Genomic DNA, 14,802 nt, shown 5'->3' on the forward strand with positions numbered 1-14,802 from the left:
AGTAAGTGTAACGATTTTTTGTTTTTAGAATATAATAATCAGGGAACGTCTGATCAACGCCTTCGGCTTCGCCGCCGTGCCGGCTTGAAGGTAGTTTGGGGCGTCAGACGTCCCATTTCCAGCGATTTTCCCGCTGTTTCGGCCGCCTGAGTGGCGGTTTCGGCGTTTTTGGGCAGACTCTGCCTCATGCTGCCAGCTTTCTCCGGGTCATGAACAGGTTGCCGAGGGCGAAGAGCGTGAACAGATGCGCCCGGTTCTTGGCCAGCCCACGGTAGCGCGTCTTCACGTGGCCGAACTGGCGCTTCAGGATCCGGAACGGGTGCTCAACCTTGGCCCGGACCTTTGCGATGATCCGGTTGATCTGCACGTCGAGCGGATCCAGTTCGCCACCTTTGGGTGCCTTGCGCATCACGCCCCAGAACCGGCCTGCATCCTTGGTGAAGGCCGCCTCTCGTTCGGAATGCACGTAGCCCTTGTCCGCCCAGACGGATGTTTCGTTGCCGTGCAGCAGTTCGTCCCAGACCTGGCTATCGTGGGTCTTGGCAGTGGTGGTCTCCAGGCTGTGGACGATGCCGCTGTCTGCATCGACGCCAACATGGGCCTTCATGCCGAAGTACCAGTCATTACCCTTCTTGGTGGATGACATCTCGGGATCGCGGGCCTTGGCTTCATTCTTGGTCGAGGACGGCGCATCGATGATCGTCGCATCCACCAACGTGCCAGAGCGCAGCGTGACGCCCTTGTCGGCAAGATAGGCATTCACCTCGGCAAACAGCTTCTCGGTCAGCTGATGCTTCTCCAGCAGGTGCCGGAAGTTCAGGATCGTTGTTTCGTCGGGGATGCGGTCATCGCCAAGCTCGATACCGGCAAACCGGCGCATGGCCTCGCTGTCATACAGGCTCTCTTCGGCCATCGGATCGCTCAGCGCGTACCAGCTCTGAAGGAAATACACTCGCAGCATCGTCTCCAGTGGCATCGGTGGCCGACCACCCTTTGACCCAACCTTCGGATAGTGCGGCTCGATCAGCGCCAACAGACGACCCCAAGGCACCACCGCATCCATCTCCGACAGGAACTTCTCGCGGCGCGTCACCTTCTTCTTCACCGCATCACCAAGGCCGGGAATGGCAGGCTGTTTGGGCATCGGCGGGCTCCTCTCTCATCCGCAGAAACCATACCAAATCAAGCCAAAATGGGGAAGTTCTTCAGAGATTCCTCAGAGACTTGCGGATTATCGCAACGTTACGTCTATCGCATTTCCACGTGGTTTGTTTCGCGGAACGCAACGACGGGCCGATCAGGGCAAAACCCCCTGTTCGCACCCGAGGGTGACACCATGAAAAAGACCGGACCGGATGTTCTGCTATTGGAAAATGCAGGCCAGCTGTCCAAAGCGGGGGTGCCATGCCAAGGAATCACCTTGCGGATTTCAACAGGCGTAACGGGCCGGGGGGCATTTCTGATTTGCAAGTGATCCGGTGCTGCCTTGGTCACGATTGAATGGGTAACGATATCTCATTAGGGGGCTCTGGACTCGGGGTGGCCGCCTGCTACGGTCACCCCGACCAAATTCAGGAGTCTTCCATGTCCATTGATGCCGTTCTTGCGAAAATCGATCAGGATTTACCGGCCGCCACCGAGCGGTTGCTTGATTTGCTGCGCATCCCGTCCATTTCCACCGATCCGGCGTTCAAGGCCGATTGCGACACCGCCGCAGACTGGCTGGTCGCTGATCTGGAAAGCCTTGGTATCACGGCAAGCAAACGCCCCACACCCGGCCACCCGATGGTTGTTGGTCACGTCGATGGTGCGGCTGACGCACCCCATCTGCTGTTTTACGGGCACTACGATGTACAGCCCGTCGACCCGCTTGATCTGTGGGATCGCGATCCGTTTGATCCCGAAGTGCAGGACACGCCGAAGGGCAAGGTTATCCGGGGTCGCGGATCGTCTGACGACAAGGGCCAGTTGATGACCTTTGTCGAAGCCTGCCGCGCATGGAAGGCGGTGCACGGCACCCTGCCCTGCCGCATCACGTTTTTCTTTGAAGGCGAAGAAGAAAGCGGTTCGCCCAGCCTTGTGCCGTTCATGCAGGACAACAAGGACGAACTGAGCGCCGACATCGCCCTGATCTGTGATACCGGCCTGTTCGAAAGCGCAGTACCCGCGATCACCACCATGCTGCGCGGGCTGTTGGGCGAAGATTTCACCATCACCGGCCCGTCGCGCGATCTGCATTCGGGCATGTATGGCGGCATCGCGATGAACCCGATCCGGGTTCTGTCAAAAATCATCGCAGGGCTGCACGATGAAAACGGGCGCATCACCCTGCCCGGCTTTTATGACGGCGTGCCCGAACTGTCTGACGATATCCGCAGCCAGTGGCAGGGCCTGAACTTTGATCATGCGGCCTATCTTGGCGATGTCGGGCTGAAAGAGCCGGCAGGAGAGGTCGACCGCACCCCGCTGGAAATGATCTGGTCGCGCCCCACCTGCGATGTGAACGGCATCTGGGGCGGATACACGGGCGACGGTTTCAAAACCGTGTTGCCATCACAGGCAAGTGCCAAGATCAGTTTCCGTCTTGTCGGCACCCAGGATCCCGAAGCGATCCGCACCGCGTTCCGCACCTATCTGGAAAACGCGCTGCCTGACGGATTCACGGTTGAATACCGCACCGAAAAAGGATCGCCGGCCTCACAAATGTCGATCGATCATCCCGCATTTGAAAAGGCGCGCGGCGCCCTGAGCGATGAATGGCCCCGCGCTGCAGCCTATATCGGATGCGGTGGATCGATCCCGATTGCCGGATATTTCAAGAATATTCTGGATATGGACGCCATGCTGATCGGGTTCGGCAAGGATGACGACCAGATCCATTCCGCCAATGAAAAATATGACATGGAAAGCTTTCACAAAGGCATGCGCAGCTGGGCCCGTATTCTGGATGCGCTGACCTGATGGTCCGCCTGTCGGGGTGGCGCAACCGGGGGCGTGCATGACACAGTTCGCGGATGTGAACGGTCAGCGCATCGCCTATGAGGTCACTGGAACCGGGCCGCCTGTTCTTTTGCTGCACGGATTCCCGCAAACGCGCGCCATGTGGGGCCGCGTGCTGCCTGATCTGCAGGACAGGTTTACCCTGATCACGTCCGATTTGCGCGGATATGGGGAATCCTCGAAACCGCAAGGCGTGATACAGAACAGCTTTCGACCGCTGACAGCTGACCAGATCGCCCTGATGCGCCATCTTGGCCATGAGCGGTTTCATCTGGTGGGCCATGACCGGGGCGCACGAACAGCGCACCGGCTGGCGCTGGATGCACCCGATGCCGTGCTATCGCTGACCCTGATGGATATCGCGCCAACGCACCACGTTCTGGCCGGGCTGGATCACCGCGTCGCGCGCGCCTATTACCACTGGTTCTTTCTGTCCCAGCCGGCCCCCTTTCCCGAAACGCTGATCGGCTATGATCCGGACAGCTATTTCGAAAGCTGCCTGCTGGGATGGGGGGCCGCCGATCTGTCCGATTTTGCCCCCGACGCGCTCGAAAGCTATCGCAGGGCGTGGCGCGCCCCCGCGACGATTACGTCGATGTGCGACAATTACCGCGCTGCGATTGATGTTGATTTCGCGCTGGATGCTGCCGATCTGAACCGGTGCGTGACCTGCCCTGCCCTGGTCTTGTTTGGCGCGGATGGGGTCGTTGGGCGCAACTATGATGTGGCCGCGATCTGGGCAGACCGCCTTTCTGCCATGCAGGTCGCGGCGATACCGGGCGGTCACTTTTTTGCAGAACAGCACCCACAGGAAACCGCACGGGCATTGGGCGCCTTCCTGACCGAAGTCAGCAGCGGATCACGATAAAGGAAAATGGCGCGGTTGACGGGGCTCGAACCCGCGACCCCCGGCGTGACAGGCCGGTACTCTAACCAACTGAGCTACAACCGCGCGTGGGATGCGGGATAGGCGAAGTGGGTTTTGGCGTCAATAGGATTTGTCGCAACCAACGCGAAAGACCGCGTGTGGTCCTGCGCGGTAATTCCGCCTGTCTTGGGAGATTTGGCCTTTCATGCTAGGGATGGCACTGCGGGTCAATTACGGCCCGATCACCGGGAGGACAGATTATGTATGCAAGGGTAACGCATTACGGAAAGTCTGATCAACGCCTTCGGCTTCGCCGCCGTGCCGGCTTGAAGGTAGTTTGGGGCGTCAGACGTCCCATTTCCAGCGATTTTCCCGCTGTTTCGGCCGCCTGAGTGGCGGTTTCGGCGTTTTTGGGCAGACTCTGCCTCATGCTGCCAGCTTTCTCCGGGTCATGAACAGGTTGCCGAGGGCGAAGAGCGTGAACAGATGCGCCCGGTTCTTGGCCAGCCCACGGTAGCGCGTCTTCACGTGGCCGAACTGGCGCTTCAGGATCCGGAACGGGTGCTCAACCTTGGCCCGGACCTTTGCGATGATCCGGTTGATCTGCACGTCGAGCGGATCCAGTTCGCCACCTTTGGGTGCCTTGCGCATCACGCCCCAGAACCGGCCTGCATCCTTGGTGAAGGCCGCCTCTCGTTCGGAATGCACGTAGCCCTTGTCCGCCCAGACGGATGTTTCGTTGCCGTGCAGCAGTTCGTCCCAGACCTGGCTATCGTGGGTCTTGGCAGTGGTGGTCTCCAGGCTGTGGACGATGCCGCTGTCTGCATCGACGCCAACATGGGCCTTCATGCCGAAGTACCAGTCATTACCCTTCTTGGTGGATGACATCTCGGGATCGCGGGCCTTGGCTTCATTCTTGGTCGAGGACGGCGCATCGATGATCGTCGCATCCACCAACGTGCCAGAGCGCAGCGTGACGCCCTTGTCGGCAAGATAGGCATTCACCTCGGCAAACAGCTTCTCGGTCAGCTGATGCTTCTCCAGCAGGTGCCGGAAGTTCAGGATCGTTGTTTCGTCGGGGATGCGGTCATCGCCAAGCTCGATACCGGCAAACCGGCGCATGGCCTCGCTGTCATACAGGCTCTCTTCGGCCATCGGATCGCTCAGCGCGTACCAGCTCTGAAGGAAATACACTCGCAGCATCGTCTCCAGTGGCATCGGTGGCCGACCACCCTTTGACCCAACCTTCGGATAGTGCGGCTCGATCAGCGCCAACAGACGACCCCAAGGCACCACCGCATCCATCTCCGACAGGAACTTCTCGCGGCGCGTCACCTTCTTCTTCACCGCATCACCAAGGCCGGGAATGGCAGGCTGTTTGGGCATCGGCGGGCTCCTCTCTCATCCGCAGAAACCATACCAAATCACGCCAAAATGGGGAAGTTCTTCAGAGATTCCTTACCAATTGAAACCTGAATCCATTGAACAGGCCAAAGCCGATCTGGAAAAGCTGAAACCCAGGATCATGGCAATGCCGGGCATGATCAAATTCATTAACTCTGTGAACGATGATGGCAGTGGCTGCGTCGTTTCGTTGGTTGAAAGCAAGGAAACTTCCGATGCCAACGCAGAGGCCGTGCTGGCCATGTGGAACGAATTCAAGGATCACCTGAAAAGCGCGCCCATCGCCAAAGGGTTCGAGGTGTTTGCCGATTGGGGGAACTAGGCACCCCGCCGCACCGGAAGCGCACAAAAAAGGCCCCGTAACGGGGCCTTTTCTAGGCAGCGGTGGCGCGGTTGACGGGGCTCGAACCCGCGACCCCCGGCGTGACAGGCCGGTACTCTAACCAACTGAGCTACAACCGCCCGCTGCACGAACCTTGCGGAACGTTCGGACCTCATATGGTGCGACCCATGCCCCGTCAAGCGCGGTTTGCAAATTTTGGCAAAAACCGCGGATCAAAGGACGTGCTTCCCCACCTTCTCAACGCTCTGGCAACGGGATGAATTCAGCGTCGTCCCCCGGCGGCAACTGAAACCGGCCATGCGCCCAATCGCCTGCGCGCCATGCTTCTTTCGCCGCATCGATCCGGTCTTTGGCCGACGCCACGAAATTCCACCAGATATGGCGCGACCCCTCCAGCGTCGCGCCCCCCAGCAGCATCAGCCGCGCGCCCCTGTCACCCGCCGTGGCGCTGATCCTGTCGCCGGGACGAAAGACCATCATACGCCCCGCTTCGAATGATTGCCCCGCCACGTTGATACTGCCTTCGACAACGTAAATCCCGCGGTCTTCGTGGTTGTCGGGCAAGGGCAGTTTCGCGGACGGTGCCAGAACCGCATCGGCATAAAACATCTCGGACGCTGTCTTGACAGGCGCGGTCTCGCCCCAGGCATCCTCAAGGATCAACCGCACTTCCTTGCCTTCGCCTTCCAGCAACGGCAGCGCCTCTTTGGGGGCGTGCTCAAAGGCGGCAGGCTGGTCTTCGGCGTCCTTTGGCAGGGCCACCCAGGTCTGGATACCGAAAAACGGCATCGGATCAGTCTGGGTTTCATCGTCAGTGCGTTCGGAATGTGTAATGCCGTGCCCCGCCACCATCCAGTTGACCGCCCCCGGTTCGATCCATGCATCCGTGCCCAGCGAATCCCTGTGATGCATCCGGCCCCGGTAAAGATAACTGATGGTCGCCAGCCCGATATAGGGATGCGGGCGCACGTCCAGCCCCTTGCCGCGCAGGAATTCGGCTGGCCCCATCTGATCGAAGAAAATGAATGGGCCAACCATCTGACGTTTTGGCGCGGGCAAGGCGCGACGCACTTCGAAACCGCCCAGATCACGGGCGCGCGGGATGATCAGCGTGTCTATCGCATCGACCGCATCGCCAGTCGGGCAATCGGGATCGAGCGTCGGGTTCCAGCTCATGTCGATATCTCCTGTTTCGGACAGGTCAGAAGATAGGCCCGAACCGGACAGGAACAAACTGCCGTAATAACACCGGGAATGTGCGCGTTTGCACACAGTAATGTCAGATGATCTTCCTTTTTCGAAAAATGCACAGACCAGCAGCCTAGGTGCGTTTCATAATGTTCAGTTTGGACGTGCCCCGCCCCATGACACGTAGAAGGCTGACCAATTGATGCGGTAGCAGATCAAGCGTTCTGACGCGATCCCGGGCAACGATTATGGTCGATCCGGACCATGCCGATGGCGAACTGGGCAAAAACACAACCACCTTGTCGTCGAGGCGTTCGACCTCAAAGGCAAACTGATCGAAATCATCAAAAGTCACCAGAACCGGCTGCAACGGCTTTTCATCCCCCCGATCGCCAACAAAGCCGCCCACCACGCTTTTGATGACGGCATAGCCCGGTACCACGTTGACCAGAAACGCATCCACATTGTGCAACCGTTTGGAAAACATGGTTATTTGCGCCAGAACGCCTGCGAGATAACACACAAGTATGATCAGGCAAACCGCCAGTATATCCAGAACGGCCACTCCGATGATCCGGTCCACCGGGATCAGGTTCTTGACCGGTTCGGCGATGCGCCGGCAGACTTCAAAGGCTTTGGTCAGGCCGATTGCGATAAACGCAAGCGGGATCAGAAACAGCACACCCCCCAGAATTGTAGCTTTCATTCCTGCATCCCCCGCGCCGCGATCTTGTTACGTAAACCGTAGAATCAATGGTCGGAAAGTCCACCGGCAAAAGACCACGTTCCGGCCCACAACGAACCGTATAGCTGATCAAATCGCCGATGCGCTGAAAGCTGCGGGTTCGTTAGCGCCCTTGAACGCACTTCGCCTGACAGCGATGACTTTGGATTTATGGGGAATGGTGGGTGATGAGAGACTCGAACTCCCGACATCTTCGGTGTAAACGAAGCGCTCTACCAACTGAGCTAATCACCCGCTTCGGGCGATGTACCCATTCGCGACCGCCCGCGCAAGGGTGTTTCAAGCAAAAGTTTCAGATCGCGGCACCGGCATGGTCAAGCACATGCTCTTGACCGTTTTCAAGAACATAAACACAGCCCTGCCGATTGCCGGAATACCCCATCCCGGAACGGTCCAACCCCGTCACCACGCCACGCAGCACATGCCCCGGCAATCCATGTGATACGATGACGCTGGGGCCGGTCAGATCTGCCAGGAAATCACACACCCGCGCATGTAATGTCAGGCCACGTTCTGTGCCAGAACCGGCCGCATGATATCCGCCTGACGAACGGTATCCTTTACACCCTGCGGCGTCAGTTCGGAGTTGAGCTGACCTTGTATGCGCCGCTCTGCGTTCCAAAAGGTTTCACCATGACGCAGGAACCAGATTTTCGGCATATCCCGGCGCATCTAACGGCCTGTCCCAGATGGAAATGGTGGGTGATAAGAGATTTGAACTCCTGACATCTTCGATGTGAACGAAGCGCTCTACCACTGAGCTAATCACCCGCGCGCACCGGTTTTAGCGTCAGTCATCCGTGTCTGCAAGCGGCTCTTTGTGCGACGTATCGGATGCTGGCTGATCCTCTGCGCCAGTGCCGTGCACGCCGGTGCTTTGGCGCAGTTTGCAGATCATGACCTTGGCGCCGCGTCCGGTTTTGGTGCGGTTGATCTTGAGCTTGCCAAGCGGTTCAAGGTTCAGCTCTCGCCCGCTGGAAATTGCGTTGCCCAAGACCGACAGCATCGCTTCGATCACCGGCTTGGCATCGCGTTTCTTGACGCCCGATTGCGCCACAACGGCTTCGATCAGCTCTTTCTTGCGCATCATCGGCCCGGCAAGAACAGGCTGGGCGGTTTCGACAATGGTTGGCTTGAACGGGCTGTCCGTTTTGGGCGACGCCACCACCGACGCCGATTTGCTGGGCGCGGATGATTTCGCCGATCTTGTATCGCCCTTGGCGGATGGCCGGGCCTTTTTTTCGCTGGACGTGACGGGTTTTGTCGGGGCTTTGCTCATGGGGGTGCCTGTTGTTTTCGTTTCTATATTGGAAACAGCTTAACCTGAATTGCATCAGATAAACAGGGTATGGCGCGGACCGGGTGCGTTTGCACGTCTTAAATTGGCCAAAACAGAAACAGTATGAAAAAAGGCGCGCCCGAACCCGAACGCGCCTTTTGAACGTTTGATCTGTGTCTTAATGCGCCGTCGCGCTGTCCCCGCTGGAACTGCGCGCGGCAAGGGCTGCGGCCGCCGCTGCATCTTCGGCGGCCTGATCCCACTCCACAGGCTCGGGTGCGCGCACCAGAGCATGTTTCAGGACATCGGACACGTGCGAAACGGGGATGATCTTCAATCCTTCTTTCACATTGTCCGGGATCTCGGGCAGATCCTTTTCGTTTTCTTCAGGGATCAGCACTGTCTTGATCCCGCCACGCAGCGCCGCCAGCAGTTTTTCCTTCAAACCGCCAATCGGCATCGCATTTCCGCGCAACGAAACCTCGCCCGTCATGGCGATGTCCTTGCGGACCGGTATTCCGCTCAGCACAGACACGATGGACGTGACCATCGCCAATCCGGCAGAGGGGCCATCCTTGGGCGTCGCGCCATCGGGCACGTGCACGTGGATGTCGATCGTGTCGAACACCGGCGGTTTCACACCGATCTGCGGGCTGATCGAGCGGACATAGGAACTGGCTGCATCGATGCTTTCCTTCATCACATCGCCCAGTTTGCCGGTCGTTTTCATCCGCCCCTTGCCTGGCAGGCGCAGCGCTTCGATCGACAGCAGTTCACCACCGACCGACGTGTAGGCCAGCCCGGTGACGACACCCACCTGATCTTCCTGTTCAGCCAACCCGTAGCGGAACTTTTTGACACCCAGAAAGTCCTCGATATTGGCAGCGGTGACATGCACGGTTTCTGCCTCTTTCTTGACGATCCTGGTCAGCGCCTTTCGGGCAATTTTGGCAATGTCGCGTTCAAGGTTTCGCACGCCTGCCTCGCGTGTGTAGGTGCGGATGATCTCGGTCAGCGCACTGTCGTCGATGCTGAACTCTTTCGACTTAAGGCCGTGGTTCTTGATCTGCTTGGGCACCAGATGCTGTTTCGCGATCTCGCGCTTTTCATCCTCGGTGTAACCCGACAGCGGAATGATCTCCATGCGGTCCAGTAGCGGACCCGGCATGTTGTAGCTGTTCGACGTAGTCAGAAACATCACGTTGCTCAGATCGTATTCAACCTCAAGATAGTGATCCATGAACGTATTGTTCTGTTCGGGATCAAGCACTTCAAGCATGGCAGACGCGGGATCACCGCGAAAATCCTGACCCATCTTGTCAATCTCGTCCAGCAGGATCAGCGGATTGGTGGTTTTCGCCTTTTTCAGCGCCTGAATGATCTTGCCCGGCATTGACCCGATATAGGTCCGCCTGTGGCCGCGAATTTCAGACTCGTCGCGCACCCCGCCCAGCGAGATGCGGATGAATTCGCGCCCCGTGGCCTTGGCAACCGATTTGCCCAAGCTGGTCTTACCCACACCCGGAGGGCCGACCAGACACATGATCGGGCCCTTCATCTTGGCGCTGCGTTGCTGCACGGCCAGATATTCAACGATCCGTTCCTTGACCTTTTCAAGCCCGAAGTGATCGTCATCCAGCACCTTCTGCGCCTTGCCCAGATCCTTTTTGACACGCGATTTCTTGCCCCACGGGATCGACAACATCCAATCCAGATAGTTGCGCACCACGGTGGCTTCGGCCGACATCGGCGACATGTTTTTCAGTTTTTTCAGCTCGGCTTCGGCTTTTTCACGGGCTTCCTTGCTGAACTTTGTTTCTGCAATTTTCGCCTCAAGCTCGGCCACTTCGTTCTTGCCGTCTTCGCCATCGCCCAACTCTTGCTGAATGGCCTTCATCTGCTCATTCAGGTAATATTCGCGCTGGGTGCGCTCCATCTGTGACTTCACGCGGGTCTTGATCTTCTTCTCGACCTGCATGACAGACATCTCGCCCTGCATCAGGCCATAGACCTTTTCCAGACGTTCCGAAATGCTCAGGGTTTCCAGCAGTTCCTGTTTCTGATGCACTTCGATGCCCAGATGGCCTGCGACCAGATCGGCCAGTTTGGCCGGTTCCGAGCTTTCGCCAACGGCCACCAGCGCCTCTTCCGGGACATTCTTCTTGACCTTGGAATAACGCTCGAACTCGTCCGCGACGGTGCGCACAAGCGCCTCGGTGATGGCAACATCGCCCGGCATTTCGCTCAGGTATTCGGCCCGCGCTTCGAAAAAGTTTTCGTTGTCCAGATATTCGGTGATGCGCACACGCGCCTGCCCTTCGACCAGAACCTTGACGGTGCCGTCGGGCAGCTTCAGCAATTGCAGGACATTGGCCAGCACGCCGACCTTGTAGATACCTTCGTCTTCCGGGTCATCAATTGCGGGGTCGATCTGGCTGGACAACAGAATCTGTTTGTCGTCCGACATCACCTCTTCCAGTGCGCGCACTGATTTCTCGCGGCCCACAAACAGCGGGACGATCATATGGGGGAACACCACAATGTCGCGCAGTGGCAACACGGGGTAAGAGGCGTTCAGGGGCTCTTGCATGCTCAATCCTTATCTTTGGCAAGACGGGTCTGGTCCCGATGTGCGGCAACGCTCGCCCGTCTCCTGTTCTTGGAAGAATAAGGTGGGTCAGCAATGCACCTATTTCAACCATGTTCATCTTTTTTATGCGCGCTAGCGTGACGGCCTGCTGCCCCGATTGCAAGACGCGATCACAGCTAATATTTGTGATTCTGACTAAAAACGTCATGCACCCGTCGCATTTCCGTAAACAGTTTCAGTTTCAACGCGGGACTATCCGGAAACCGAAAAAAACCGACAAGAAAGAAGCCTTATGATCCACCAGTTTGCCGACGATACTGCCCTGTTGTTGATTGACGTCCAGAAGGGCGTGCACGTCCTGACCCACTGGGGCGGCCCGACGGGCCGTATGAACAACCCGGACTGTCAGGATAATCTGGCCGCACTGGTCGATGCGTTTCGCGCGGCAGACCGCCAGGTGGCTTTCACCCGCCACAACAGCCGCGAGGCGGCCAGCCCTCTCAAGTTTTCGTTGCCGACCGGCGAACAACTGGAGGGGCTTGAAGTTGCCGAGGGCGATATCGTCATTCCCAAGGATGTGAACAGCGGCTTTGTCGGCACCAATCTAGAAATCGAACTGCGCCGCGCCGGGATCAAACGGCTGGTGATTGCGGGCTATTTCACCAATTTCTGCGTTGAAACCACAACCCGCATGGCCGGAAACATGGGATATGATGTTTACCTGGCCCACGATGCCTGCGCCACGACCAACCGGATCGGGCTGGACGGCACCGACTACGAACCGGAACTGGTTCATGACATGGCGATTGCATCCCTGAACGGCGAGTTTTGTACAGCTTTGAGCACGCAACAGGTCATCGGCCTGCTTAGGGCTGATTCGAAGGATCTCAATCGCGTACAGGGCAACGAATAGGGCGATTTGCACAGGTTTTCGGGCAAAAACCGAATGAAATCATGGGTTTTTGGGCAATTCGCTGCCGCATGGGCCTCTGTTTCAGCGCGAACTTGCCTAAATCTATGAAATCATTGCGGTGTTTGCCCTAAATTGGTCACAATTGCCTTCTACCTGTTTCCAATAAGGCAACAAACGATCCGAAGTTGGCAACAAACGAGACTTTCGTTGCCAACGCTCCAAAGGAAGAAAAGACGTCCGGTCTTTTGGTCAGAAAACGTTCTGATCCGGTTACAACGGCTCTATGTCCCCCAGAGCACGTTGGGCGTGGAACTTCTTGTTCCACGCCTCGAAACCGCCCTCGGCGATCGCTGCCCGCATCTGCGCCATCAAATCCTGATAGTAATGCAGGTTGTGCCATGTCAGCAGCATGGACGAAATAATCTCCTGACTGCGGAACACATGATGCAGGTATGCGCGCGAATAGTTGCTGCACGCAGGACAGGAACAGGTTTCATCCAACGGGCGCGGATCATCCTGATGGCGTGCATTCTTGATGTTTACCGCGCCGCGCGGTGTAAACACCTGCCCCGTGCGCCCCGAACGGCTGGGCAGAACGCAATCCATCATGTCTATGCCGCGCGCCACGGCGCCGACGATATCATCCGGCTTGCCCACTCCCATCAGATAGCGTGGTTTTTCTGCGGGCAGCATGTCGGGCGCGAAATCCAGCACATCAAACATCATCTTCTGGCCTTCACCCACCGCAAGACCGCCAACCGCATAGCCGTCAAAGCCGATTTCCCTTAGTTTTTCGGCGCTTTCGGCACGTTGTTCACGAAACACCGATCCCTGCTGGATACCGAACAACGCATGCCCCGGCCTGTCACCAAAGGCATCGCGCGACCGCTTTGCCCATCGCATCGACAGCTGCATGCTGTTCAGGCTTTCCTGTTCGGTGCAGGGGAACGGCGTACATTCATCAAAACACATCACGATGTCGGATCCCAGCAACCTCTGGATTTCCATAGAGCGTTCCGGCGTTATCTCGTGTCTGGAGCCGTCGATATGCGATTTGAAGGTGACACCGTTTTCAGTCAGCTTGCGTAATCCGGCAAGGCTCATCACCTGAAACCCGCCGGAATCCGTCAGGATCGGTTTTTGCCAGTTCATGAAACTGTGCAGCCCCCCCAATGCGTCGATCCGCTCTGCGGTCGGGCGCAGCATCAGATGATAGGTATTGCCCAGCAATATGTCGGCACCCGTGGCGGCCACGCTTTCGGGCATCATCGCCTTGACGGTCGCAGCCGTTCCAACCGGCATAAATGCCGGTGTGCGGATGTCGCCGCGCGGCGTCGAGATGATACCGGTGCGCGCCTTGCCGTCCGTCGCCGCAATGTTGAATTCAAACTTTTTCGCCATCCGCCTGCCCTTTGCTTGTCCCGCCCTCATAATCGCGCCCGTTCAAAAGGCCAAGCCACCGGACCGGTCATGATTGTGACAATTCGGCAACCGGAATTTCGCCGCTTCCCTCGCAAACGCTGTCTCTTGCTTCCGGTTGGCAGGGTTTTGCGACACATTGTGGCAACTCAAACCATGTTGGACCCGTTCATGGCCCCGAATATGCGACCGGCTGGCACTCTGGCCCTGATTTTTCTGGCAACTCAGGGCGCGGCCCAAGACACGTCCCTTGAGCTGGAAGGGTCATATGGTCTGTGGGAAAACCGGAACGGCGGCGCCGGCATTACTGACAATGGCGGCCTGAACGGCACCGACACCCGCACAATCGGACAGCTTGATTTCAGCCTGGCGCGTCAGTTCACGCCGAACTTTGCGGCAGCCGCAGCCGTTTCTTATGGCGCTTGGTCGTCGGCAGATTCAGATCTTGACCCGGATGATGCCACGCAATCGACGCTGGATGCGTCCTTGCGCGGCTTCTGGCAAGGCGCCGGCCCCGTCCGTTACAGTGCCTTTGCAGGCATAGGTGAACAAAACGATTACGGCGATTCCGATCAGGACATGACATATGTTTTTATGGGCGCCGATGCAGAATGGCAGACAGATTTTGGAAGCGTTTTCGGACAGGTCGGATATTTTGATTCGTCCGATGAATTCGCCGAAGGTACCCAGAACGCGCCGTTTCTAAGAATAGGCGGCGTCTATGAATTCGGTCTGGATTATTCTGCCACGGCGGCCTTTTCGGTCGCCGGCGGCGAAAAATACGTCAACAAGCTCGACAATCGCACCCTGAATATCGAACTGGGTCTTGAAAAAGATTTCGGAAATTTCGTCGGGTTTGCCCGATACGAATGGACGCAAATCAGCTATAAATTTGGTGGTGATCGCTTTGGCGATACGTTTGAAACCCTGTCGCTTGGTGTGCGGCTTGTCGTGGGCGGCAAGGTGAATCACGGGCCAGACATCGCCCCGATCGGGCGTTGGGTTGCGTATAACGCAAATGAAATTGAATAGGACACAAGGGCGGACCGATCC

At 57.6% G+C, this 14,802-nt stretch carries 14 protein-coding genes and 4 tRNA genes; 5 read left to right on the forward strand and 13 right to left on the reverse strand.

Translation table 11 applies throughout. The features are described 5' to 3' along the window. Positions 1-184 precede the first annotated feature (184 nt). Positions 185-1,144 (reverse strand): IS5 family transposase, encoded by a 960-nt coding sequence (locus C1J05_RS12830; RefSeq protein ID WP_114868636.1) that lies wholly within the window; start codon positions 1,142-1,144, stop codon positions 185-187. A gap of 440 nt (positions 1,145-1,584) precedes the next feature. On the opposite strand from C1J05_RS12830, the gene C1J05_RS12835 reads away from it, so the two are divergent. Beyond that, positions 1,585-2,961, forward strand: coding sequence for a M20/M25/M40 family metallo-hydrolase (locus tag C1J05_RS12835; RefSeq protein ID WP_114870592.1), 1,377 nt, complete (start codon positions 1,585-1,587; stop codon positions 2,959-2,961). Between the two features lie 37 nt (positions 2,962-2,998). Continuing rightward, positions 2,999-3,868, forward strand: coding sequence for an alpha/beta fold hydrolase (locus C1J05_RS12840; RefSeq protein WP_114870593.1), 870 nt, complete (start codon positions 2,999-3,001; stop codon positions 3,866-3,868). A gap of 7 nt (positions 3,869-3,875) precedes the next feature. Here the strand turns inward: C1J05_RS12840 and C1J05_RS12845 are convergent. Continuing rightward, positions 3,876-3,952: transfer RNA gene (locus tag C1J05_RS12845), tRNA-Asp, on the reverse strand. Positions 3,953-4,294: 342 nt separating this feature from the next. Continuing rightward, a complete protein-coding gene (locus C1J05_RS12850; protein ID WP_114868636.1) occupies positions 4,295-5,254 on the reverse strand; it encodes an IS5 family transposase in 960 nt (319 codons plus the stop codon). 79 nt (positions 5,255-5,333) lie between these two features. Between C1J05_RS12850 and C1J05_RS12855 the strand changes: the two genes are divergently transcribed. Then, the gene (locus C1J05_RS12855; protein WP_254684597.1) at positions 5,334-5,594 is read left to right on the forward strand and encodes a hypothetical protein; all 261 of its coding nucleotides are present in this window, start codon (positions 5,334-5,336) and stop codon (positions 5,592-5,594) included. A 63-nt stretch (positions 5,595-5,657) separates the two neighbouring features. On the opposite strand, the gene C1J05_RS12860 is transcribed toward C1J05_RS12855, so the two are convergent. The 9 genes from C1J05_RS12860 to lon all read right to left on the reverse strand — a co-directional run bounded on the left by C1J05_RS12860 (position 5,658) and on the right by lon (position 11,417). Then, positions 5,658-5,734 (reverse strand) — tRNA-Asp (locus C1J05_RS12860). A gap of 118 nt (positions 5,735-5,852) precedes the next feature. Then, a complete protein-coding gene (locus tag C1J05_RS12865) occupies positions 5,853-6,791 on the reverse strand; it encodes a pirin family protein (protein ID WP_114872309.1) in 939 nt (312 codons plus the stop codon). 145 nt (positions 6,792-6,936) lie between these two features. Next, positions 6,937-7,509, reverse strand: a complete 573-nt coding sequence (locus C1J05_RS12870) for a DUF502 domain-containing protein (protein ID WP_114870594.1) — start codon at positions 7,507-7,509, stop codon at positions 6,937-6,939. A gap of 197 nt (positions 7,510-7,706) precedes the next feature. Beyond that, positions 7,707-7,782: transfer RNA gene (locus C1J05_RS12875), tRNA-Val, on the reverse strand. Positions 7,783-7,840: 58 nt separating this feature from the next. Beyond that, positions 7,841-8,035: a hypothetical protein gene (locus C1J05_RS22170; RefSeq protein WP_368073708.1), complete on the reverse strand. Its 195-nt coding sequence runs from the start codon at positions 8,033-8,035 to the stop codon at positions 7,841-7,843. Between the two features lie 14 nt (positions 8,036-8,049). Next, positions 8,050-8,220, reverse strand: a complete 171-nt coding sequence (locus C1J05_RS22175) for a histidine phosphatase family protein (protein ID WP_368073709.1) — start codon at positions 8,218-8,220, stop codon at positions 8,050-8,052. A gap of 24 nt (positions 8,221-8,244) precedes the next feature. Beyond that, a tRNA-Val gene (locus C1J05_RS12885) sits at positions 8,245-8,319 on the reverse strand. 19 nt (positions 8,320-8,338) lie between these two features. Continuing rightward, on the reverse strand, positions 8,339-8,827 hold the full coding sequence (locus C1J05_RS21895; protein ID WP_254684598.1) for an HU family DNA-binding protein: 489 nt from the start codon (positions 8,825-8,827) through the stop codon (positions 8,339-8,341). A gap of 178 nt (positions 8,828-9,005) precedes the next feature. Next, positions 9,006-11,417, reverse strand: coding sequence for an endopeptidase La (lon, locus tag C1J05_RS12895; RefSeq protein ID WP_114870595.1), 2,412 nt, complete (start codon positions 11,415-11,417; stop codon positions 9,006-9,008). Positions 11,418-11,709: 292 nt separating this feature from the next. On the opposite strand from lon, the gene C1J05_RS12905 reads away from it, so the two are divergent. Continuing rightward, complete coding sequence (locus C1J05_RS12905) at positions 11,710-12,330, forward strand: isochorismatase family protein (protein ID WP_114870597.1); 621 nt, start codon at positions 11,710-11,712, stop codon at positions 12,328-12,330. Positions 12,331-12,600: 270 nt separating this feature from the next. Here the strand turns inward: C1J05_RS12905 and tgt are convergent, their stop codons facing one another. Next, on the reverse strand, positions 12,601-13,731 hold the full coding sequence (tgt, locus tag C1J05_RS12910) for a tRNA guanosine(34) transglycosylase Tgt (protein ID WP_114870598.1): 1,131 nt from the start codon (positions 13,729-13,731) through the stop codon (positions 12,601-12,603). Between the two features lie 189 nt (positions 13,732-13,920). Here tgt and C1J05_RS12915 point away from each other — a divergent pair, with 189 nt between their 5' ends. After that, positions 13,921-14,781: a hypothetical protein gene (locus C1J05_RS12915; RefSeq protein ID WP_162798066.1), complete on the forward strand. Its 861-nt coding sequence runs from the start codon at positions 13,921-13,923 to the stop codon at positions 14,779-14,781. Positions 14,782-14,802: the final 21 nt, after the last annotated feature.

The sequence above is a fragment of the Sulfitobacter sp. JL08 genome (assembly GCF_003352045.1).
Taxonomy (GTDB): domain Bacteria; phylum Pseudomonadota; class Alphaproteobacteria; order Rhodobacterales; family Rhodobacteraceae; genus JL08.

Bases quoted from the DNA above. Each gene is read 5' to 3' on its own strand.
- C1J05_RS12830 (WP_114868636.1), bottom strand. From the start codon at position 1,144: ATGCCCAAACAGCCTGCCATTCCCGGCCTTGGTGATGCGGTGAAGAAG.
- C1J05_RS12835 (WP_114870592.1), top strand. From the start codon at position 1,585: ATGTCCATTGATGCCGTTCTTGCGAAAATCGATCAGGATTTACCGGCC.
- C1J05_RS12840 (WP_114870593.1), top strand. From the start codon at position 2,999: ATGACACAGTTCGCGGATGTGAACGGTCAGCGCATCGCCTATGAGGTC.
- C1J05_RS12850 (WP_114868636.1), bottom strand. From the start codon at position 5,254: ATGCCCAAACAGCCTGCCATTCCCGGCCTTGGTGATGCGGTGAAGAAG.
- C1J05_RS12865 (WP_114872309.1), bottom strand. From the start codon at position 6,791: ATGAGCTGGAACCCGACGCTCGATCCCGATTGCCCGACTGGCGATGCG.
- C1J05_RS12870 (WP_114870594.1), bottom strand. From the start codon at position 7,509: ATGAAAGCTACAATTCTGGGGGGTGTGCTGTTTCTGATCCCGCTTGCG.
- C1J05_RS22175 (WP_368073709.1), bottom strand. From the start codon at position 8,220: ATGCGCCGGGATATGCCGAAAATCTGGTTCCTGCGTCATGGTGAAACC.
- C1J05_RS21895 (WP_254684598.1), bottom strand. From the start codon at position 8,827: ATGAGCAAAGCCCCGACAAAACCCGTCACGTCCAGCGAAAAAAAGGCC.
- lon (WP_114870595.1), bottom strand. From the start codon at position 11,417: ATGCAAGAGCCCCTGAACGCCTCTTACCCCGTGTTGCCACTGCGCGAC.
- C1J05_RS12905 (WP_114870597.1), top strand. From the start codon at position 11,710: ATGATCCACCAGTTTGCCGACGATACTGCCCTGTTGTTGATTGACGTC.
- tgt (WP_114870598.1), bottom strand. From the start codon at position 13,731: ATGGCGAAAAAGTTTGAATTCAACATTGCGGCGACGGACGGCAAGGCG.
- C1J05_RS12915 (WP_162798066.1), top strand. From the start codon at position 13,921: ATGGCCCCGAATATGCGACCGGCTGGCACTCTGGCCCTGATTTTTCTG.